Source organism: Thermococcus sp. CX2, assembly GCF_012027555.1.
Taxonomy (GTDB): Archaea; Methanobacteriota_B; Thermococci; order Thermococcales; family Thermococcaceae; genus Thermococcus.
In genome coordinates this window covers 104,662-124,164 of the sequence record NZ_SNUQ01000002.1, presented here as the reverse complement: position 1 = coordinate 124,164, position 19,503 = coordinate 104,662, and the positions used below count along the sequence as shown (strand labels likewise).

Below are 19,503 nucleotides of genomic sequence, written 5' to 3'. Positions count from 1 at the left end.
CTCAGTAAAGGTGGCAGGCAACGAAGTGACCGGGCTCTATCTCCTTCAGCTCGGGAACCTTCTGCCTGCACACGCCCATGACCCTTGGGCAACGGGGATGGAAGCGGCAGCCGCTCGGGGGCTCTATGAGGTTTGGAACAGTCCCTGGAATCGTCTCAAGCCTGTCTATCTTTCCGAGAGGGTTGGGAACGGCCCTGAGGAGTCCCTGGGTGTAGGGGTGCAGCGGGTTCTTGAATATCTGCTCTACCGAGCCAATCTCAACGATTTTGCCCGCGTACATAACGGCCACGCGATCGGCCATCTCGGCGACGACGCCCATGTTGTGGGTGATCAGTATGACCGTCGTGTTGTATTCCTGCTTTAGTTTGTTCATGAGGTCGAGTATCTGCGCCTGGACGGTAACGTCGAGGGCGGTGGTGGGCTCGTCCGCGATGAGAATCTTGGGGTTGTTGGAGACGCCGATTCCAATCACGACACGCTGCTTCATTCCTCCGCTCATCTCGTGTGGATAGTTCTTCACCCTTCTCTCTGGGTCGGGAATTAGAACGTGCCTGAGTATGTCGACGGCCCGCTTGAAGCCCTCCTTCCAGTCTTTGACTGTTTTGTGGACGACCATCGCCTCGGCTATTTGATAGCCGACGGTGTAGAGCGGGTCAAGCGAGGCGTGTGGGTCCTGGAAGATGTAGGCTATTTCGTTGCCCCTGATTTCCCTTATCTCCTCCTCGCTCAGCTTGAGCAGGTCGACTGTGGAACCGTCCTCCCTGTGGTAGAGAACGCTTCCCTCAACTATTCTTCCGGGGCTCTCGATGAGCTGAGTTAATGCCCTCGAGGTCACGCTTTTTCCGCAGCCGGTTTCGCCGACGAGCGCGAAGGTCTCGCCGCGGTAGACGTCGAAAGAAACCTTCTCGATGGCCTTGACTATGCCGGCGTAGGTGTAGAAGTGAACAGTTAAATCGCGAACTTCAAGAATCGGCTCAGGCATTGCTCTCACCCTCCTTGCTCTTCTTGACCTTGAACTCTATGCTCCTCCTCGTCTTCGGGTCGAGGATGTCCCTCATCGTGTCTCCGAGCAGGTTCCAGCCAAGGGCGACGAGCATTATCATGAATCCCGAGAACGTAACCAGCCACCACTTCTCCGGGAAGTACTGGGAGCCGTCGTAGACTATCCTTCCCCAGTCTGCTATCGGCGGCGTTGCTCCGAGGCCAAGGAAGCTCAGGCCGGCCTCCATCAGTATGACACCGCCGAAGTCAAGGGTGATGTAGACGAGTATTGGGCCGATGATGTTGGGGAGGATGTGCTTGAACATTATCGTCCTTGAGCTGAGCCCTATCGCTCTGGCGGCTTCAACGTAGAGGTTTTCCCTCTCGGTAAGCGTTGAGCCACGGGTTATCCTTGCGTATGCCGGCCACCAGACGATTATCATTGCCAGTATAACCGCGAGCAGCTTTCCGAGGTTGCCTGCATCCTGGGGCTCAAGGGCGAAGAGCCAGAGCACGAAGCTCTGAACCGACTCATGGGCCGAGATGAAGTCCTGGAGCCTCTGGGGGAGCACAGCTGAGAACGCTATCGCCAGTATGAGCGCCGGGAAGGCAAGGAAGACGTCGGTGATGCGCATCACGAGCTCGTCAACCTTGCCGCCGTAGTAACCCGCTATTAGTCCCAGGATTATGCCGAGCGGAACTCCGAGGGCAACGACGAGTATTGATATCACGAAGGAAACCCTGGCGCCGTAGAGGATGAGGCTGAGCAGGTCCCTTCCGTAGTGGTCGGCGCCGAGCGGGTAGTGTATGGTGGTAATGTAGCTGATAACTTGGTCTCCCCGGATCTCAGTGACGTTAAGAACGAAGCTCGAGCCCGGCGGCGCGAGGTATGTCTCGAAGTTGTAGTTGGTCGGGAAGAAGCGGTAGCTCCACGGTGCGAGGCTCGGGCCGAATATTCCGAGGAACACGAACATCAGCACGAGGGCGAGGCCTATCAAGCCCGGGGGCGAGCGGTTGAGGGCGTAGAGCATGAGCTTCCACTCTTCCATCTTGGAGCGGTTCTTCCTCTTCCAGTCCTTTTTGAAAAGGCTGATGAAAGAGCCTATGGCCTCGATGAGCCAGTCAGAAAACCTGTCGAGGACGTTTTTCTTGTACTCCTCCCTGCTCATTTTATCACCTCAGTACCTCACCCTTGGGTCTATCAGGGCGTAGAGTATGTCAACCACGAGGTTCGTTATGAGGAATATCAACGCGAAAACGAGGGTTATTGCCACCACCGCTGGGAAGTCGAGGTTCCTGATTGAGTCCAAGACGTAGGAGCCCATTCCCGGCAGGCCGAAGACCGTCTCGGTAATCGGCGTTCCTCCGAGTAAACCTCCAAACTGGAGGCCGAGGACGGTAACTATCGGCACCATCGCGTTCTTGAGGGTGTGGCGGTAGATACTCCTCTTTGGAACGCCCTTCGCCTTGAGGAAAGCAACGTAGTCGCTGTTTATCGCCTCAAGGAAGCTGTTCCTGACGAACCTCGCCAGAACTCCGGCGCCCATGAAGCCGAGCGTGAAGCCCGGAAGCCAGAGCCTGTGCAGGTGCTGGGCAAAGGTCTGGAAGTCTCCCGTCAGGAGGGCGTCTATCATCGGTATGTGGGTTATCTGGTGCTCCGGAGGGGCGGGGAAGCCCGCGAGGGTTATCCAGTGGACCTTCACAAAGAACACGTATATGAGCAAGTAACCGAGCCAGAAAACGGGCATTGAGACGCCGGTAAGGGCGAAGAACCTTATGAGGGTGTCTATCCAGGTGTTTCTCTTGAGGGCGGAGATTATGCCCAGGGGAATTCCGATTATTATTATGAAGAAGAACGCTACCAGGGCCAGCTCAAACGTTACTGGGAACCTCTCCTTTATGTCGTCGAAGACGTAGTTGGAAGTCCTTGGGTCGACGATGCTGTTCTTCGCGAGGCCGCTTATCAGGAACCAGTACTGGTCGTACCAGGGCTCGTCGAGGTGGTATTCTTTCCTTATCTGCTCTATGTACTGCTGGCTCGCCTTCTCGCCGCCGGCCCAGGCGCGCGCGACATCGGCCGGAATGACGTAGGCGATGAGAAAAACTATGAGCGTGACGCCGATGAGCGTGGGTATAAACGTCAGGAGCCTCCTTATTAGGAACTTCTTGAGGTTCGCCAACTTGATCCCCCCTGTGCTCTTAGCTTCTCGGATTAGAAATTCAAAAGAAAAGAAAGGGCTCAGCTAACGCTGACCTCAACGCTCTCGAACTCCGTGGCTCCGTAGAGGAACGGGCCGACCCAGTTGTCGGAGTCGAGGTAGTCTGGAACCCATCCGACGATGTAGACGTCGTACTCGCCGTGCTCGGTCTTGTCGAGGTAGGTCGGCCAGTTGTAGCTGTTGACGGTAACCTGGAAGCCGAGCTGGCTCCAGACGTTCTGGAGGAGGGTCATTATCTTCTCACGGGCCGCGTTGCCCTCGTTGTATATTAGCTCAATCTTGTACTTGGTCGGGTCGACGCCGGCCTCGTTGAGGAGCTGCTTGGCCTTGGCGAGGTTGTAGTCATACTTAGTGATGCCCTCCTCGGTGTAGCCCGGCCACGGCTTCGGTATCGGTCCCCAGTTCCTGGCGAGGAGTTCCTGGTAGACGACCTTGGCTATCTGCTCGTAGGGAACAGCGTAGGCGAGGGCCTCCCTGACCTTCGGGTCGTTGAAGGGCTCCCTCTGGGTGTTGAAGACGAGGAAGGTCAGCACGGGCTCGACTATGTCGGTCTGGACAATCGACTTGAAGCCCTTGAGCTCGAGGCCCTTGACGGTGTCCATCTTCTCGGGCGGTATCGCGACTGCATCGGCCGTTCCGGTCTTGTACAGGTTTATCCTCGCCATCGGGTCGCTGTTGATGATGTATATGACCCTCTCGTGGCCTGGGTTGGCGGTGGCGTTCCAGTAGTGCTGGTTGTACTCGAGCACGATGTAGGCGTCCTTCTGGTAGTCCTTGACGTAGAACGGACCTGTTCCGACCGGGTAGTTGTGCATGAGCTGGTGGGTCGGGTCGCTCTTGCCCTCGCTCAGGTAGTTCCACCAGGCCCCTGGGTTGTGGCCGTTGTCGCTCGCCTTGAGGGCCTCCTCGTACTTGTCACCGAGGAGGTACTCCATCGGGACGACGCTGAGGAACGGGTCGGAGAGTATTCCGAGGACAGGGGTGTAGGGCTGCGGGAGGACGAGCTTGAAGACGCCGGCGGTCGGACCGTCGTAGCCGAAGAACTTCTTGAGGTCGTCGAGACTCTTTATCTCGGCGGTCTTGCCGCGGTACTCGGCTATGAGCGGGTGCTCCTTGAGGTACTGGTCGAACTCCTCCTCTGTTAGTGCCTGTGAGGCGTTGACGTCCATGAAGCTGCTCACCATCCAGCTGACGCTGTGGCCGAGCCTCTCAACGCGGAGGAAGGTGAAGGCAACGTCGGTGGCGTCAATCGGATAGGTCTTGTCGTTCCACGGGTCGTAAGCATTGACGCCGCCCCTTATGAGGAAATACCACTCGGTGCCGTCCTCGTTGTGGGCCCAGGCGACGGCGAGGTCCGGGCTGACCTCCTCGGTCTCCTCCTTCCAGTAGGTGACGAGGGTGTCGCCTATCTCGTGCCATATCTGCCAGCCGAAGGTCTCGTAGGTCATGGCCGGGTCAAAGCTCTCCGGCCAGCCCGCGGTGGCTATGACATAGGTCTCGGGATCGTTGGTGTAGTCCTTGATGCCTATCTTGACGACCGGAGCGTTCGGGTCCTCGGTGAGGAGGTCGTAGCGCTCGGCGAGGGTCGGGTGGTAATAGCGTCCCTTGACCCAGTCCCAGTAGACGCGGAGCTGTATATTCTGGCCGAGAATGACCTCAGGAACGAACTTGTTTCCGAGGATGTAGAGCGCCTTAAAGAGCTCGGTTCTTATCGTCGGGTCGGTTTCCCTCCTCGCGGCGACGACGAGGGCATCGACGTGCTCATCGCGGAAGAACGCTGGGTTAATCGCACCGAATCCCTGGCCCTTCTCCATGAGGGTCTTGACGTCCGGCGTGTTGGCTTCGTCGACGACGTAGCTGACGGTTATAACCTTCTTTCCTTCGGGAAGCTCGACGGTCGGCTTCTCACCCTTCGGGCCAACAACGATGACGCTCTTGTCAGTGACTATCACGTACACCTTGTCCATCTCTATGATGCCGGGCCCACCCAGGGCTGAGGTTTGAGAACCGCTCTGCGTGGAGGTGCCGGTTTCGGCCTGTGTGCTCGTCGTCGGTGAGCTCTGGGTCGGGGTTTCAGCGGTGGATGTCGTTGTGTTCTCAGAGCCGCTGATACAGCCGCTGGCCACTACTGAAAAAACCACCAAAAAAACAACCAGTAGGGTTATTGCACCCTTCGCCTTCATTAAATACCACCCCTGTTCATTGAGGGCATAGTTTCCTACAATCGAGTGAGTAATAAATCTTTCGATGGGTACATTAGTGCTCTGGTGGCCCTTTCAATGTACCATTGGTTATTAAATCTCATTGGGTTTAAATTCGCAGCAGGGGGCGCCCCGAAAAAACTACGAAAAGCTTAAATGATGTGTGAGAGTAAATAAAAACGAAAACCTTTCCGCGGTGGTGAAAAAATGGTTAGGTCGTACGTTTTATTGACCGTTGAGATTGGAAAAGTAGAAAGCGTCATAGAGGCCCTTAAGCAGATTCCTGGGGTCACCAAGGCCGATGCAGTTACCGGGCCCTACGATGCGATAGTCCACATCGAGGCCAAGGACCTCGGGGAGCTGACCAGAAAAATACTCCATGACATCCATAACATCGATGGGGTTATCGATACAACGACCGCTATCGTCGTAGAAATGGAAGAAGAGGAGTGATTACCTCTTTCTCCTCTTGGATTTGGACTTCTTGCCCTTAGAGCGAGTTCTCCTGATTTCTCCGATTTTCTGACCTATCATCTTGAGACTCTTACCCTTGGGGTGTTTGCTCTCTATCCTGACCATTCCACGCCTTCTGTACTCCTCATCGAGTCCTGCCAGCCTTGGATTGAGCTTGTTCTCGTCGACCTCAATGATTTTCATCCCAAGACTTTCTGCGGCATCGATGATTTCCCGAATCGTGGGCCCATCGACAGCAAAGCTCTTGCCAACGGCGCGCCCGTATTTCCTGCTGAGCCGTGCATCGAGCTCGTTGGGCCACACCACGAACTTTCTCATTTCTTCCACCTAAAAGGTTTAAAAGAGGAGTAGTTAAAAACCCTTTTGGTGAGCTGATATGGACACCACCGTCTTTGAGACTTATCTCTTCGGGAAGGCCCAAAAGGGCGACATCGTTATGGTAGAATATCCTTCGGTGTATCCAGTTGAGGAGTTTTCATGGGGATTGCTCATCCCTATGCTCGTGGATAGGGGGGTAGTTGTTATAGGTGATTTCTTCGGCGTGGGAGACCTCATGTTCAGGAACTACATTCGCAGAATATCTGGCAGGGAGTATTCCAGGATCATTGAAATCATCAAAAAAATCAAGGTTGTCAAAGTTGGCCCTGGCTCGGCCAGTTACGGCGAGGTAATAGAGGAAGTGGTACCAGTTTATGATTCCCACAGTTTCCTCAAGAACTACCACATGGTTGTTAACAGGATGGCGAACTGCCCAGCCAAACCAGATTACGTCCTGACCTTCGGCCTGGCCCAGTACATACGCTTTGGGGGCGATGAAGCAATGAAAGCGATACTCACAAGCATCAGTACGATCCCGATGGAAGACTGGATCGGGATTCACTTTGTCAATGTGGACATTTTAAGTCCCGAGCATCTTGCGATGCTTGAGGAAGTCTCGTCGATAGTCTTCTACATTTCCAAGGAAGGTTTAATCATAAAAAAGGAAGGTGAGGCGTTTGCTACAGGAGGGGGATAAGGTACTGCTAATAGATAGGAGGGGGAAGAGGTACCTTCTGACGGTTGAGAAGAAGGAGTTCCATACGGATCTTGGTATAATTAACCTCGAGGAGCTCCTTGAGAAGGATTACGGTGAGACGATAACCAGCCACAAGGGCGAGGAGTTCCGCATCCTCAGGCCGAGCATAATAGACTACATCGAGAAGATGAAGCGCGGGCCGCAGATAGTCCACCCGAAGGACGCCGGGATAATAGTCGCCTACGCAGGAATCTCGCCGGGGGATACGGTCGTCGAGGCCGGCGTCGGCAGTGGAGCTTTAACCATCTTCCTCGCCAACATCGTTGGCCCCACCGGACGTGTCATCAGCTACGAGATCAGAGAAGACTTCGCGAAGATAGCCGAGCGCAACATCAGGTGGGTGGGCTTCGACGACAGGGTCACGATAAAGCTCAAAGATATCTACGAAGGGATAGACGAGGAAAACGTTGACCACATCGTCCTCGACCTCCCACAGCCAGAGAACGTTCTTCCACACGCAGTCAAAGCCCTCAAGCCCGGCGGATACTTCGTGGCTTACACGCCGTGCATGAACCAGGTTCACCGTTTCTATATTGCACTTCAGGAGTACCGGGAGCACTTCTACAGGCCGAGGACCGTTGAAGTCCTCGTCAGGGAGCAGGAGGTTAAGAAGGACTGCATGCGTCCGAAAACCAGGATGCTGGCGCATACTGGCTACATAACCTTCCTGAGAAAGCTCTGAGCCACTATTGTCTTCTATTCTTTGGACGGCTTGTATTCGAGACTGTCCATTCTAAAACGGCCAATTCTCGTGGATATCTCCCTGAGTTCGAAATTATTTCGAGGTTGATAACCAAAAGTTAACAACAGATTTATAAACACTCAAAGTTGTAAACCTCTTTGATGTCCAAATCTGACCACATGTACGGAGGTGTTCATTGTGTATAAAATCCTCGAGAAGAGGGAAATCGCCATGCGCAACACTTGGTATAAAATTCACGCCCCCCATGTGGCCAAGAAAGTCAAGCCGGGGCAGTTCGTCATAGTCAGAGCCTTTAAGAACGGGGAGAGGATCCCTCTCACTCCAGTCATGTGGGACCCTCAAGAGGGCTGGGTGGTTCTCATCGTCTTCACCAGGGGAAGGACAACAATGAGGATGGCCGTTGAGCTTAGGGAGGGTGACGAGATACTCAACATAGCCGGCCCGCTCGGAAACCCGGCCCCCATGGAAAAGTTCGGTAAAATACTTGCCATTGGTGCCTACACTGGAATAGTCGAGGTCTTCCCAATAGCCAAGGCCTGGCAGGAGCTTGGAAACGACGTTACGACCCTTAACGTTACCTTTGAACCGATGGTCGTCCTCAAGGACGAGCTCGAAAAGGTAGTTGGGAGGCACATAGTTGAGCCTGTTCCAATAGACCCGAACCTTGACTTCCCAGCCAACATGAAAAACGTCACCAAGAGGCTCACGGAGAAGGTCCGCGAGATGCTCGAAAAGGAGGACTTCGACCTGGTATTCATGGTCGGTCCTACCGGAGACCAGAAGGCAGTCTTCGAGGTCGTTAAGGAGTTTGGCGTCCCAATGAGCGTTGACCTGCACCCGATAATGGTCGATGGAACTGGCATGTGTGGTGCTTGTAGGGTAACCGTCGGTGGTGAGATAAAGTTCGCCTGCGTTGACGGGCCCGAATTCGACGCCTACCAGGTCAACTGGGACGAGCTCATAGCGAGGAGCGGCTACTACACCGACCTCGAGATGAGGGCCATGCAGGAGTATATGAAGGCCTTCCAGGGAGGTGCTCAGTGATGGCCGTTAAGAGGAAGCTCATCAAAGAGCGCGTTCCCACTCCTGAGCTCCCGGTTGAGGAGAGGATAAACTCATTCAAAGAAGTCAATCTCGGCTACACCTTCGAGCTGGCCGTCAAGGAAGCCGAGCGCTGTCTGCAGTGTCCCTACAACTACGCGCCCTGTATAAAGGGCTGTCCCGTTCACATTGACATTCCGGGCTTCATAAGCAAGCTCGTCCAGTACCGTGATGATCCTGATAGGGCCGTCAAAGAGGCTCTCAACGTCATCTGGGCCTGCAACTCACTCCCGGCGACCACCGGTAGGGTCTGCCCGCAGGAGGATCAGTGTGAGATGAACTGTGTGATGGGCAAGGTTGGCGACAAGATAAACATCGGCAAGCTGGAGCGCTTCGTGGCAGACTACGCCCGCGAGCACGGCATCGACGAGGAGCTGCTCTTCGAGATAGCACCCAAGATAGAGAAGAAGGGCCAGAGGGTTGCCATAATCGGAGCTGGTCCAGCCGGTCTCACCGCCGCCGGCGAGCTGGCAAAGCTCGGCTATGACGTCACTATCTACGAGGCCCTCCACCAGGCGGGTGGAGTCCTCATGTACGGAATTCCCGAGTTCAGGCTGCCCAAGGAGATAGTCCAGAGCGAGATTGAAAAGCTCGAAAAGCTCGGCGTCCAGATACTCACCGACCACGTCGTCGGAAAGACGGTGACGATTGAGGAGCTCCTCCGGGAGTATGACGCGGTCTTCATCGGCTCCGGTGCTGGAACGCCGAAGCTCGTCAACGCTCCCGGAATAAACCTCAACGGCATCTACACCGCCAACGAGTTCCTGACCAGGGTCAACCTCATGAAGGCATATCTCTTCCCAGAATACGACACCCCAGTCAAGATAGGGAAAAAGGTGGTCGTCATAGGTGCTGGAAACACAGCTATGGACGCGGCGAGAACCGCGAGGAGGCTCGGCGCCGAGGTCACCATAGCCTACCGCCGCGGCCCAGAAGATGTCAGCGCCCGTATCGAGGAAGTCGAGCACGCCAAGGAGGAGGGCATAGAGTTCGTGTACTTCGTCAACCCGGTGGAGTTCGTCGGTGAGAACGGCAGGGTGAAAGCTGTCAAGTTCGAGAAGATGCAGCCCTTGAGCGAGCGCGATGCCAGAGGCAAGAGGAAGATAGTCCCAACGGGCGAGTATGTAACGCTCGAGGCCGATACGGTTATCATAGCCATTGGAAAGCACCCGAACAGGCTCATTGTCAACACGCCCGATTTAGAGGTTGAGCGCGGAAAGATAGTGGTCGACGAGAACCTCATGACGAGCATTCCGGGAGTCTTCGCCGGTGGAGACGCGATAAGGGGCGAAGCAACGGTTATCCTCGCCATGGGCGACGGAAGAAGGGCTGCTAAGGCGATACACGAGTATCTGACGAGGAAGAGGGAAGAGCAGAGAGAGAACGCCTGAGCTCTTTTCTCTGTTCTTCTCAACTTTCCTCCTACAACTACTACCCCAGAAGTTGCGGCACCTTTATCAATTCCTTGGCGAATGAAACTCTGGCGATGACGAGCTCCGGAGTGGCTGAATCGGGCATGCCGTGATGAAGGGCATACTGGCCGAGCCTACTTTCTACTGCCCCTCCTTGGTGCGTCTGTTAACACTACTGCAAGGGGAACTCCAGATGATTCCCATAACTTCTTCAGAATTTGGAGAGATTCTTTTGCTTCGAGCCACACATAAACATACCACTTACCGACTTTAATAGAAGTCTTACCGGGAACATCATATTTTCTCAGCAGTTGCTTGTTTGTGCTGATATATGGTGGAAATTCCGGAAGGGCAAGTCCACTGCTGACAAGAAACTTTGCATACTCTGCAACGGTATTCTTCCAGGAAGGTGGGTTTTGCGATAAGGGTATCCACTTATCATTCCAATAGACATAGCTCTCAACTACCTTTTTATATGTTGGATCAGACACGTTCTCAATCAGAATCGCAGATTCCGGGAGTTTTACAGGGATAGTCTTGCTAGATTCGGACTCTGAAAGATCCAACGAAGCAAATTTGATAGCGGTCTCTCTTGGAATCCCTTTTGATTCAAGGCTCTCAAGTATGGATTTCAAGCTTTTAAGAAGCATCAGTATCTCCTCAGCATATGGAAGCCTGTTTTTGTCTAGGAGAGTCATTTTATGGAGAACAAGTTCTAGCTCCTCCTCTTCTAGATTGATCTGGAACAGGATCCGTTCATTTATATCTTTGCCTTCCTCATAAGCCTTCATCAGAAGCCACTGAACACCGTTAGTTAGAATCCCATACCGGACTCCTCTAGCATAACAGTAAGATCCAAGCTGTTGTAGGGGCTTTTTATTCGTAAAAATGTTGATTTCAAGTTTCTTCACTTCGACATATGCAATAGTCTTCCCTCTGATTTTTAAGGCATAGTCCGCCCTACCCATCTCAGTCTTATCTTCGGGCACGACCTCAGAAGGATTCTTTGTGTCCCATCCCAAGGCTTCTAGGAGTGGTAAGAACAATTGCTGCTTTACGGCTTCCTCATTTTTCATATACAGCCTTTTGTATTTAGATGCCCGTGAAATGGTATCCTTTATTGCATCCACTAACGAGTGCACAAAGTTCCCTCCCAATGTTTTTACGCAGATTTACGTTTATCTTAGTGCTTACCCCTCATTAATAAGGGTTACTGTGCCTTAGTTAAGAACTCGATATAAAATAGATACGTTTTTAATTGTGTATAAAATTAAAAACAAAAAGAGCGATGAAGACCTCTAGGGTATCTGAGAAAAAGATGATGATGGTCAAAGTCTGAGCTCACTCCTCCATCTCCTCGATTTCCTCGAAAATCTCCTCGAACTTCTTGAAGTCCTCGCTCTTGGCGACGAGGGTTATGAAGTCGTCAATTTCCTTCTTCTCAAGGAACGCCCCAGCGAGGAGCTTGCCTGTGTAGCGGTTGTTCTTTATCTCCCAGAACATATAAAACTCGGGGAAGTTCTCCTTAATCTTCCTGTAGGCGACGCCGTATTTAGAATCCTTTAGCGGGTTCTGCTCGAGGTAGAAGTGCCCAGGTTCGAGCTCTATCATGTGCAGAATAGCCCCGCGCTTGGTCTTTACAAGCTTAACCTTAACGTCCCACTCCTTTAGAACCTTCATAGGAATCACCGATAGAAGAAGGGCTCAAAAATACTTAAGCTTTCTGAAAGGAAAGAAAGGCTCAGAGGCTCTCAAGGTATTTGGCGTAAGCTTCCGCATCCATGAGCTCATTGAGCTCTTCCTCAAGGTTGCTCGGCTTGAGCTTGGCTATCCAGTTCTCGTAGGGGTCCTCGTTGAGAACCTCGGGGCTGTCTTCAAGCTCCTCGTTGACCTCAACCACTTCGCCGCTGACGGGAGCGTAAACTTCCGAGACAGCCTTAACGCTCTCCAGCTCGCAGAGGACGTCGCCCTTACTTACCTCCGTCCCAATCTCCGGAAGCTCGACGTAGGCCAAGTCACCGAGCTCCTTCTGGGCATAATCGCTTATTCCAACGAGAACCGTTCCATCATCAAGAACCTGGACCCACTCGTGGTCCTTCGTGTAGTAAAGGCCCTCCTTGACCTTGTATTCCCCAACCTCAATCATGAGCACCACCAAATCCCTCTGAAACGGCGGGAGATTTAAACCTTTCCATGGTGAAACCACCTGATGGCCGATAGCTCCCCGGAAAATCACGTCTAAAAATTCTCCCAATTTTGGCCGGGTTATTCGAACTAATTTCACAGTTCCGGGCATTTTCTTGGCGTCTGCAAAACCGTTATAACCCTCCGCGCCGTAGTCTACACCATGAGCCGCGTCCCCTTCTACCTCAAGGAGAGGCTGGAGGGCCTGCGCCAGAGGGTTCTCCACGAGAGGTTTGAGGCGTCGAAGCTTCCCGTCTGGGAGAGGGTAGTCCTAACCTGGGCGGTCCTGTTCGCTTTCTGGATTGTAATCTCATCGAGCCTCAGGCTGGAGAACCTCGCGGTGGGCGCGGCGGTGACTCTTATAATAGCCTCCTTTATGCGGGACATGCTAACTGAGGATATACGAAAGACAGGGCACATCCTTGAAAAGCTCCTCTACTTCGCTTTCCTTTACCTGCCGCAGTACATCGTGATAATGGCCTTCAGGCTCGTGGAGAGCAACCTCAAAGTCGCCAAGAATGTAATCTTTATGGACATCAATCCGGGCATAGTCAAGATAAAGACCGACCTGCACTCTGACACCGGCGTTACAATACTTGCCAACTCCATAACCTTAACTCCGGGGACGCTGACGCTGGATGTACGCAAGAAGCTCGGCGAGACCTATCTCTACGTCCACTGGATAGACCTCAAAACGCTCAACCGCGAGAAGGCTGGGGAGAAAATAAAGGGGGACATCGAGGAATGGCTCAAGAAGGTCTTCTGGTGAGCGCTTTCTACCTGCTCGTCTTCACGGCGATGCTGATAAGCTATCGCGTGGTTAGGGGACCAACCCTTCCGGACAGGATAGTGGGCCTCAACGCCATAACGACCAAGGTGGTGGTGATAATAGCCGTCTTATCCGTGCTCCAGCAGGAGTACTACCTCATAGATCTCGCCATAGTCCTGCTCATGGTGAACGCGGTTGGGGGTTTGATACTGGCAAAATACATGGAGAGGAAGGGGCAATGATTGAGGTGGCTCTTCTCATCTTCGGCGGGGCCGTCATGCTCTTCGGGGCGCTCGGGATACTCCGCTTTCCGGACGTTTACACACGCCTCCACGCGGCTACCAAGTGCGATACGGGCGGAGCGATGGGCATAATTTTAGCCCTCGTCCTCATGATGGACGCTCCAGCCCTAGTCAAGCTCAAGTTCCTCGTGCTGGCCTTCCTTATAGCGATGATAAACCCGATGGTCTCGCACGCCATAGCGCGCGGGGCATACAAGTACGGGGTTAAGCCGAAAGTAGTGGTGGACATGTATGCTTGGGACAATCCTTGATGTTGTGTTCATAGCCATGATAATCCTCGCCGTTGCGGTGGTAGAGGAGAGGGAGCTGGTTAGTGCTGTCGTTAAGTACTCCCTCCTAAGTTTGCTCTTCATACTGGCCCTCTTCGAGCTCAAAGCCCCAGACGTCGCACTCTCTGCCATAGTGGTCGGCGCGGTGGTTATCGGCATATTCCTGTTCACCATCGAGGAGGTGACGAGGTGAGGAAGGCTGGGGTGGTTATAACCCTCGCCCTTGGCATCGTTCTGCTCGGCCTTGACTACTCCCACGAGGTTGGCGGAAGCTACGCCTACTACGTCCAGAACTGGGGCGAGATAGGGATTCCGAACTTAGTCTCGGCCATACTCGCTGGCTGGAGGGCCTACGACAGCCTCGGCGAGGCGAGCCTGCTGTTCACGGCGGTCGTAGGATTCTACCTGCTCCTCGGAGGGAAGAAGAAGTGAAGATGAGTATCGTGGTTAGAACAACCACAAAGCTCGTGAGTCCCTTTCTCGTCACATATGCGGCATATCTCATGCTCTATGGTTACTTGAGCCCTGGGGGAGGATTCCAAGGAGGCGTCATCCTGGCGGTTGCTGTGATATTGCTCATTACCTCTCATGGCTACAAACAGGTTCGCAAAAAGTTCAAGTTCAACTGGGCGGGCCTGATAGAGAGCTCCGCCGGGGCCTTTCTCGTGCTCCTTGGTTTGGTGGGTCTTGCCTTCGGAGCCTTCTACGCGAACTTCCTGCCCTCCGAGGGCGGCATAATAGTCCCCTTCAACATCGCTGTTGGCCTGGAAGTTGGGGCGGCCTTCACATTCGTCTTTTACATACTGCTGAGGTGGGTGGAAAGTGATTAGCCCAGAGCAGGCTGGGGTAATCATAATGCTAGTTGGAATCTACGGCCTGATGACAAAGAGAAACCCGGTGAAGTTAGTCCTCTCCGTGAACGTCGCGTCGCTCGGCTTAGTTCTCTTCTTCGTCGGCCTGGCTTATTCTCCGGGGAAAGACGTCCCCATAATGCCCACCGAGCCTGTTGACCCCCTCCCAGCGACGCTGATGCTGACTACTCTCGTCGTTGATGTGGCGATAACCTCTCTCGCCCTCGCGATGATAATGCGCATGAGGAGGGAAAACCAGTGGTTTCCCTGATGGTCGCCCTTCCGTTGCTCTTTGCCTTCCTAATCATCCTGATGGACACGTTGGGCGTAAGAAAACCCCTGATAAAGGTTGTCTTCCTCCTAGGCGCCCTGCTCCCCGCTGGTGTGCTCCTCCGGGGCATCCCGGCGAGTGAAGTCGTCGGCGGGTGGAACAGGGTGAGCGGGATAGAGGTAGGAATAAACGAGGTGAACCTGCCATTCATCGTCGGAGAGCTCATCCTTTTCGGCTTTACTGCTCCATACGCACTTTCCTACTTCGACTTCAGGGAGAAGAAGACCCCAAAGGCCCTGGCGCTTCTCCTTTTACTCCACGCCGGACTGCTCGGCGCTTTCATAGCGAAGGACCTCTTCAACTTCTACATCTACATGGAGATAGCTTCGGTATCTGCCTTCGCGCTCATAACATTCTCCGACGACCCCAACTCCAGAAGAGCGGCCTTTAAGTATCTCATCCTTTCCCTGCTGGCATCTTACCTTTTTATCTTCGCCATAGGTGTGATCTACATGGAGACAGGCTACCTGAACCTCGCCCTCATCTCAGCTAATGCTCTCCCGTCGAGGGAGCTGAACGCGGCGGTGGGAATAGCCATTGCTTCCCTCCTGCTGAAGGCGGGCATATTCCCCCTCCACTCCTGGCTGCCGGACGCCCACTCGAGCGCGCCAACGCCGGTGAGTGCTATTCTGTCTGGAGCGGTCGTTAAGGCTCCTGCCTACGGTCTTATACTGGTCTTCTCTGCCCTTCCCATTGGCCGGACGTTGAGGATTGCCGCGATGGGCGTTGCCGTCGCTTCTCTCTTCTTCGGCATAGGCATGGCACTCCTCCAGAGGGACGCGAAGAGGCTGCTCGCTTACCACACAGTTTCCCAGATGGGCTACGTTCTGCTCGGGATAGCGAGCCTCAACTTCGTTGGTGCCGCTTACTACGCCCTCGCCCACTCACTCTTCAAGGGCGGCCTTTTCCTGAGCGTCGGGGGGCTGGCGAGGAGGACGAGGGAGCTTGGAAAGTTCGGCTATCGGAACGCTCCAATCATGGCGCTCTCAACGATAATGCTCAGCCTTGCCATCGGCGGAATTTCACCGTTCGTGGGTTCCTACGCCAAGGGTCTTATTTCCTCCGAGCTTAGCGGGACTTGGAAGTACGCGGTTTATCTCGGGGGCATTGGCACTCTCCTTTCGTTCACGAAGCTCAACTACTCTCTCTCCAGGGCCAGTTCGGAAGACGTCAAAACCGTCTGGAAAGCCGTTTCCATGTCGCTTGCCCTCGTTACCCTTGGCATGGGTCTCTACCTCGGCTCTTGGATTGACCTTACGGATGCCCTCTATCTGGCATCTGCTCTAGCGCTGTTCGTCCTTCTCAAGTCCCTCGGCGTTTTTAAAAATGGGATTAACGTTCGCCCCAAGGAAGTTGGGGAGGAGATAAACGTCCTCGTTGCCCTCTTCGTCTTGGCCGTCCTGGCGGTAGTCCTACTCCAGGGGGCGTAGGGTCACTTCCTTTACTTCCCTAAGAGCTTCTAACTCTCTTCTCATCTCCTCGATGGTGCCGCTCATTCCGCTCACGTCTATTACTGCCACTATTCCTCCCAGTTCTATGCCCTCCAGCTCCTCTGTCTCACTGAAGAGTATGTTCGCCCTGTGCTTTCCAAAGAGGCCACTTATCTTGGCTAGAACACCGGGCTTGTCTTCAACGATCAGCTCGACCTCCACGAGCTTCTTTCCGGGCAGGGCTATTCTCTCCATGTGAACCTCGTTAAGGTCTGTGTCTATCTCGAGGAGAAAATAAGCCCCCTCAACGAGGCCGAGCTCGTAGGCGTAGTCTGGGGGTATTTCAACCTTTCCTTTCTCCCTTACCCTGACTATCTCGTAGTGCCTCATAGTCTAAGCTCTCCTTCCACCGATAAAAGCCTTGCCCAGCGGAAAGATTATTAACTTGCTCGCTGTAAGATTTCAACATGCAAATCATAGGCTACGTTTTCATAATCATAGCCTTTGCAAGACTCTTAGCGGAAGGCTTTGAGAGACTAGGCTACCCTGGCTTTTTGGGTGAGATAACCGCGGGCATGATACTGAGTGCAGTTTTAATCGACATGCCAAGGGGAGAGATGGTTCTTTTAGCCGAGCTCGGCCTGTTCTTCCTCATGATTTCCGCTGGCCTCGAAGTTACGCCTGAGGAGCTCCACTACGCAGGTAAGAAGACGCTGCCCCTGTATGCAATCACCTACGCCGCGATGTTCCTCGTCACGCTGCCCTTCACGGGCTGGACGGTCAGCTCGGACAACATCATAGTTGCGGCAATACTCTCGACGGCGTCTGCTCCGATAGTGCTTAGGCTGAAAAGGTTCTTCGGCGACGACTTCCTCCATGTTGCTCTCTCCTACGCGGTCATAAGCGAGGTCATGAGCCTCTTCATAGTCTACATGATGGTGAGGATACACGAGACCCCTGGCGACTACACGCCGATAATCACGAGCATCCTCAAGGATGCCATCTTCATAGGCGGCATCATGTACATCAACTACATCATAGGCATACAGCACAAGGTCTGGATTACGATGACATTGAGGAGGCTCAAGAGCGACGAGGCCGTTTTTGGCCTCTTCATGGTGTTTTCGACTTCCCTGGCCTTCGTCAGCGAAGAGATAGGCATGCACTTCAGCATAGGCGGCTTCCTTGCTGGCCTAATGATGCACAGCGACCTCGTGGGAACTAAGCAGTACGACAGGCTCACCACCATAGTCAGCGGTGTCACCTACGGCATCTTTGCCCCGATATTCTTCGCATGGAGGGGACTGAACTTCGAGACGGAGCTTTCCCTTACCGTGCTGGAGTTCTTCCTCGTGGTCTACTTCATTAGGCTTCTCCTCTCAGCGGCTGTGGTTAGGCACAGGGATGTCCCAACTTCCCTGGTTAGGGGAGCAGGAATAGCGAGCTTCGGAGTTTTGGGCCTGCTCGTCGGTGAGATAGGCTACGTCTCGGGCGTCCTCAGCGAACACATGTACGCCACGGCCTCACTCGCCTGCATCTTAGGAATATTTGCCTCAGCTACGCTGGGCCGGGCTGTGAATCACTACTGGATAAGGCGTGCGGAAACGGCCTCTTAAGCCATTCAATCTTTTTTTGATGGGGCTTTTAACTGAAAAAAGGCTCTTCGACGTTCTTTCCAATGTAGCGAAACGTTTTTAAGTGCCCCACAAATTAGCGAGTAAGCGAACCCTTGCTTTAACGTATAACCGTTTACCCTGTGAGAAAAGAAAGGAGGAAGTTGAAATGAGCTGGACAACCCCTAAGAGGGCTTTCATAGGAGCCGCCGCGGCAGAGGGCGGTACCAAGCTTAATGCATTTGACAACGCGCTCCTTAAGCTTGGCATAGGCAACGTCAACCTCGTCAAGCTCAGCAGCGTCATACCAGCGCACATAGAATGGATAGAGGAGCTCCATGATGTCCCAATAGGAATGCTCCTCCCGACGGTTTACGCACACATCGAGAGCGACGAGCCAGGAATGACCATCAGCGCTGCTCTTGGCATCGGAATAAGTGAGGGCAACGTCGGAGGACTCATCTACGAGTACAGCGGCTACTGCACCAAGGAAGAGGCGGAAGAAATGGTCAGAAAGATGGTCGAAGAGGGCTTCAGAGTCAGAGGCTGGAAGCTGAAGGAGTTTAAGGTTGCCTCCGCTTCGATAACTGTCAGGGACAAGCCCGCTGCGGCCATAGCGGCTGTGGTGATGTTCCCCTACTGAGGGTTTAGTTTTTAAGCCCTTTCTCTTCTTCAGCTTTTAGGGGTGGGAGTTTATGGGATTCAACGAGAGGGAGAACGCTTTCATTGAATGGTATCCCCGCGGCTACGGGGTGGGTTTCAAGGTTAAGGAGCGCTTGTTTGAGACTCAGACAAAGTATCAAAGACTCGAACTTTACGAGACCGAAGGCTTTGGCAAGCTCCTCGTCCTCGATGGGACTGTTCAGCTGGTCGAGATCGGTGAAGAGAGCTACCACGAGCCTCTCGTTCACCCCGTCATGCTCGCGCACCCGAATCCAAAGAATGTGCTCATTATAGGTGGCGGTGACGGCGGGACGCTGAGGGAGGTTCTCAAGCACGAAACTGTCGAGAGGGCCGTGATGGTGGAGATAGACGAGATGGTCATAGAGGTCTCCAGGCTCTACCTCGGCATAGATAAAGGGGCCTTCGAGGATCCGAGGGCAGAGGTTATGGTCGGCGACGGCGTGGAGTTCCTGAGGAACACCAACGAGAAGTTCGACGTTATAATAGTGGACTCGACCGACCCGGTCGGACCTGCGAAGATGCTCTTCAGCGAGGAGTTCTTCAAGACAGCTTACGAGAAGCTCAACAAGAAAGGCCTATACATAACCCAGTCGGGCAGCGTCTACCTCTTCACCAACGAGCTCCTCGATGCCTACCGGGGCATGAAGAACGTCTTCGACGAGGTGCACTACTTCAGCTTCCCGGTGATAGGCTACGCCTCGCCGTGGAGCTTCCTCGTTGGAGTCAAAGGTGACATTGACTTCAGAAAGGTCGATTTGGAGAGGGCCAAAGGGCTCGGCCTCTACTACTACGACCCGGAGAGGCACGAGACCCTTTTCCAGATGCCCAGGTACGTGAGGGAGCTCCTCGAGAAGAGGGCCTAACCCGCTCCCTTAAACTTTTGGAATTTTTGGAGGTGATTCAC

The 19,503-nt window shown here is 53.7% G+C and carries 25 protein-coding genes; 16 read left to right on the top strand and 9 right to left on the bottom strand.

Features of this window, described 5'->3' with window-relative positions; translation table 11 throughout:
* Position 1: 1 nt before the first annotated feature.
* Genes E3E23_RS04895 through E3E23_RS04880 form a run of 4 tightly spaced genes read right to left on the bottom strand, consistent with a single transcriptional unit; the run spans position 2 to position 5,383 of the window.
* A complete protein-coding gene (locus E3E23_RS04895; protein WP_167906884.1) occupies positions 2-982 on the bottom strand; it encodes an ABC transporter ATP-binding protein in 981 nt (326 codons plus the stop codon).
* The gene (locus tag E3E23_RS04890) at positions 975-2,150 is read right to left on the bottom strand and encodes an ABC transporter permease (RefSeq protein WP_167906882.1); all 1,176 of its coding nucleotides are present in this window, start codon (positions 2,148-2,150) and stop codon (positions 975-977) included. The genes E3E23_RS04895 and E3E23_RS04890 overlap by 8 nt, the downstream gene beginning before the upstream one ends.
* 9 nt (positions 2,151-2,159) lie before the next feature.
* Positions 2,160-3,161 carry an ABC transporter permease gene (locus E3E23_RS04885; protein WP_167906880.1) on the bottom strand — a complete coding sequence of 334 codons (1,002 nt, stop codon included), beginning with the start codon at positions 3,159-3,161 and terminating at the stop codon, positions 2,160-2,162.
* Positions 3,162-3,220: 59 nt separating this feature from the next.
* Positions 3,221-5,383: an ABC transporter substrate-binding protein gene (locus E3E23_RS04880; RefSeq protein ID WP_167906878.1), complete on the bottom strand. Its 2,163-nt coding sequence runs from the start codon at positions 5,381-5,383 to the stop codon at positions 3,221-3,223.
* A 225-nt stretch (positions 5,384-5,608) separates the two neighbouring features.
* Here E3E23_RS04880 and E3E23_RS04875 point away from each other — a divergent pair, with 225 nt between their 5' ends.
* Entirely contained in the window at positions 5,609-5,854 is a 246-nt protein-coding gene (locus E3E23_RS04875; protein ID WP_014789277.1) for an Lrp/AsnC family transcriptional regulator, read from the top strand.
* Here the strand turns inward: E3E23_RS04875 and E3E23_RS04870 are convergent, their stop codons facing one another.
* A complete protein-coding gene (locus E3E23_RS04870) occupies positions 5,855-6,193 on the bottom strand; it encodes a signal recognition particle protein Srp19 (RefSeq protein WP_167907450.1) in 339 nt (112 codons plus the stop codon).
* Positions 6,194-6,251: 58 nt separating this feature from the next.
* Between E3E23_RS04870 and E3E23_RS04865 the strand changes: the two genes are divergently transcribed.
* The 4 genes from E3E23_RS04865 to gltA all read left to right on the top strand — a co-directional run bounded on the left by E3E23_RS04865 (position 6,252) and on the right by gltA (position 10,145).
* Positions 6,252-6,890, top strand: coding sequence for a DUF257 family protein (locus E3E23_RS04865; protein WP_167906876.1), 639 nt, complete (start codon positions 6,252-6,254; stop codon positions 6,888-6,890).
* Complete coding sequence (locus tag E3E23_RS04860) at positions 6,871-7,632, top strand: tRNA (adenine-N1)-methyltransferase (RefSeq protein ID WP_167906874.1); 762 nt, start codon at positions 6,871-6,873, stop codon at positions 7,630-7,632. Before E3E23_RS04865 ends, E3E23_RS04860 begins: the two co-directional genes overlap by 20 nt.
* 198 nt (positions 7,633-7,830) lie before the next feature.
* Positions 7,831-8,697 (top strand): sulfide/dihydroorotate dehydrogenase-like FAD/NAD-binding protein, encoded by an 867-nt coding sequence (locus E3E23_RS04855; RefSeq protein WP_167906872.1) that lies wholly within the window; start codon positions 7,831-7,833, stop codon positions 8,695-8,697.
* Complete coding sequence (gene gltA, locus E3E23_RS04850) at positions 8,697-10,145, top strand: NADPH-dependent glutamate synthase (RefSeq protein ID WP_167906870.1); 1,449 nt, start codon at positions 8,697-8,699, stop codon at positions 10,143-10,145. Before E3E23_RS04855 ends, gltA begins: the two co-directional genes overlap by 1 nt.
* A gap of 155 nt (positions 10,146-10,300) precedes the next feature.
* Here gltA and E3E23_RS04845 read toward each other — a convergent pair whose 3' ends face one another.
* The 3 genes from E3E23_RS04845 to gcvH all read right to left on the bottom strand — a co-directional run bounded on the left by E3E23_RS04845 (position 10,301) and on the right by gcvH (position 12,312).
* Positions 10,301-11,308 (bottom strand): type I restriction enzyme HsdR N-terminal domain-containing protein, encoded by a 1,008-nt coding sequence (locus tag E3E23_RS04845; RefSeq protein WP_206205640.1) that lies wholly within the window; start codon positions 11,306-11,308, stop codon positions 10,301-10,303.
* A 199-nt stretch (positions 11,309-11,507) separates the two neighbouring features.
* Complete coding sequence (locus E3E23_RS04840; protein WP_167907448.1) at positions 11,508-11,846, bottom strand: hypothetical protein; 339 nt, start codon at positions 11,844-11,846, stop codon at positions 11,508-11,510.
* Between the two features lie 61 nt (positions 11,847-11,907).
* Entirely contained in the window at positions 11,908-12,312 is a 405-nt protein-coding gene (gene gcvH, locus E3E23_RS04835; RefSeq protein WP_167907446.1) for a glycine cleavage system protein GcvH, read from the bottom strand.
* 201 nt (positions 12,313-12,513) lie between these two features.
* Here gcvH and E3E23_RS04830 point away from each other — a divergent pair, with 201 nt between their 5' ends.
* Genes E3E23_RS04830 through E3E23_RS04795 form a run of 8 tightly spaced genes read left to right on the top strand, consistent with a single transcriptional unit; the run spans position 12,514 to position 16,302 of the window.
* The gene (locus tag E3E23_RS04830) at positions 12,514-13,119 is read left to right on the top strand and encodes a Na+/H+ antiporter subunit E (RefSeq protein WP_167906866.1); all 606 of its coding nucleotides are present in this window, start codon (positions 12,514-12,516) and stop codon (positions 13,117-13,119) included.
* Positions 13,095-13,361 carry a monovalent cation/H+ antiporter complex subunit F gene (locus E3E23_RS04825; RefSeq protein ID WP_167906865.1) on the top strand — a complete coding sequence of 89 codons (267 nt, stop codon included), beginning with the start codon at positions 13,095-13,097 and terminating at the stop codon, positions 13,359-13,361. The genes E3E23_RS04830 and E3E23_RS04825 overlap by 25 nt, the downstream gene beginning before the upstream one ends.
* Complete coding sequence (gene mnhG / locus E3E23_RS04820) at positions 13,358-13,672, top strand: monovalent cation/H(+) antiporter subunit G (RefSeq protein ID WP_167906864.1); 315 nt, start codon at positions 13,358-13,360, stop codon at positions 13,670-13,672. The genes E3E23_RS04825 and mnhG overlap by 4 nt, the downstream gene beginning before the upstream one ends.
* Positions 13,653-13,883 (top strand): hydrogenase subunit MbhD domain-containing protein, encoded by a 231-nt coding sequence (locus E3E23_RS04815; RefSeq protein WP_167906860.1) that lies wholly within the window; start codon positions 13,653-13,655, stop codon positions 13,881-13,883. Before mnhG ends, E3E23_RS04815 begins: the two co-directional genes overlap by 20 nt.
* The gene (locus E3E23_RS04810) at positions 13,880-14,122 is read left to right on the top strand and encodes a hypothetical protein (RefSeq protein WP_167906859.1); all 243 of its coding nucleotides are present in this window, start codon (positions 13,880-13,882) and stop codon (positions 14,120-14,122) included. The genes E3E23_RS04815 and E3E23_RS04810 overlap by 4 nt, the downstream gene beginning before the upstream one ends.
* On the top strand, positions 14,119-14,520 hold the full coding sequence (locus E3E23_RS04805; protein WP_167906858.1) for a Na(+)/H(+) antiporter subunit B: 402 nt from the start codon (positions 14,119-14,121) through the stop codon (positions 14,518-14,520). The genes E3E23_RS04810 and E3E23_RS04805 overlap by 4 nt, the downstream gene beginning before the upstream one ends.
* Positions 14,513-14,812 (top strand): cation:proton antiporter subunit C, encoded by a 300-nt coding sequence (locus tag E3E23_RS04800; protein ID WP_167906847.1) that lies wholly within the window; start codon positions 14,513-14,515, stop codon positions 14,810-14,812. Before E3E23_RS04805 ends, E3E23_RS04800 begins: the two co-directional genes overlap by 8 nt.
* Positions 14,812-16,302 carry a proton-conducting transporter membrane subunit gene (locus tag E3E23_RS04795; RefSeq protein WP_206205639.1) on the top strand — a complete coding sequence of 497 codons (1,491 nt, stop codon included), beginning with the start codon at positions 14,812-14,814 and terminating at the stop codon, positions 16,300-16,302. Before E3E23_RS04800 ends, E3E23_RS04795 begins: the two co-directional genes overlap by 1 nt.
* Here the strand turns inward: E3E23_RS04795 and E3E23_RS04790 are convergent.
* On the bottom strand, positions 16,285-16,692 hold the full coding sequence (locus E3E23_RS04790) for an ACT domain-containing protein (protein WP_167906843.1): 408 nt from the start codon (positions 16,690-16,692) through the stop codon (positions 16,285-16,287). The two genes, E3E23_RS04795 and E3E23_RS04790, sit on opposite strands and share 18 nt — an antisense overlap.
* Before the next feature lie 77 nt (positions 16,693-16,769).
* Between E3E23_RS04790 and E3E23_RS04785 the strand changes: the two genes are divergently transcribed.
* From E3E23_RS04785 to speE, 3 genes are all read left to right on the top strand, one after another.
* Complete coding sequence (locus E3E23_RS04785) at positions 16,770-17,918, top strand: cation:proton antiporter (protein ID WP_167906841.1); 1,149 nt, start codon at positions 16,770-16,772, stop codon at positions 17,916-17,918.
* Between the two features lie 166 nt (positions 17,919-18,084).
* Complete coding sequence (locus E3E23_RS04780; RefSeq protein WP_167906839.1) at positions 18,085-18,558, top strand: pyruvoyl-dependent arginine decarboxylase; 474 nt, start codon at positions 18,085-18,087, stop codon at positions 18,556-18,558.
* Between the two features lie 52 nt (positions 18,559-18,610).
* Positions 18,611-19,462, top strand: a complete 852-nt coding sequence (gene speE, locus E3E23_RS04775) for a polyamine aminopropyltransferase (protein ID WP_167906837.1) — start codon at positions 18,611-18,613, stop codon at positions 19,460-19,462.
* Positions 19,463-19,503: the final 41 nt, after the last annotated feature.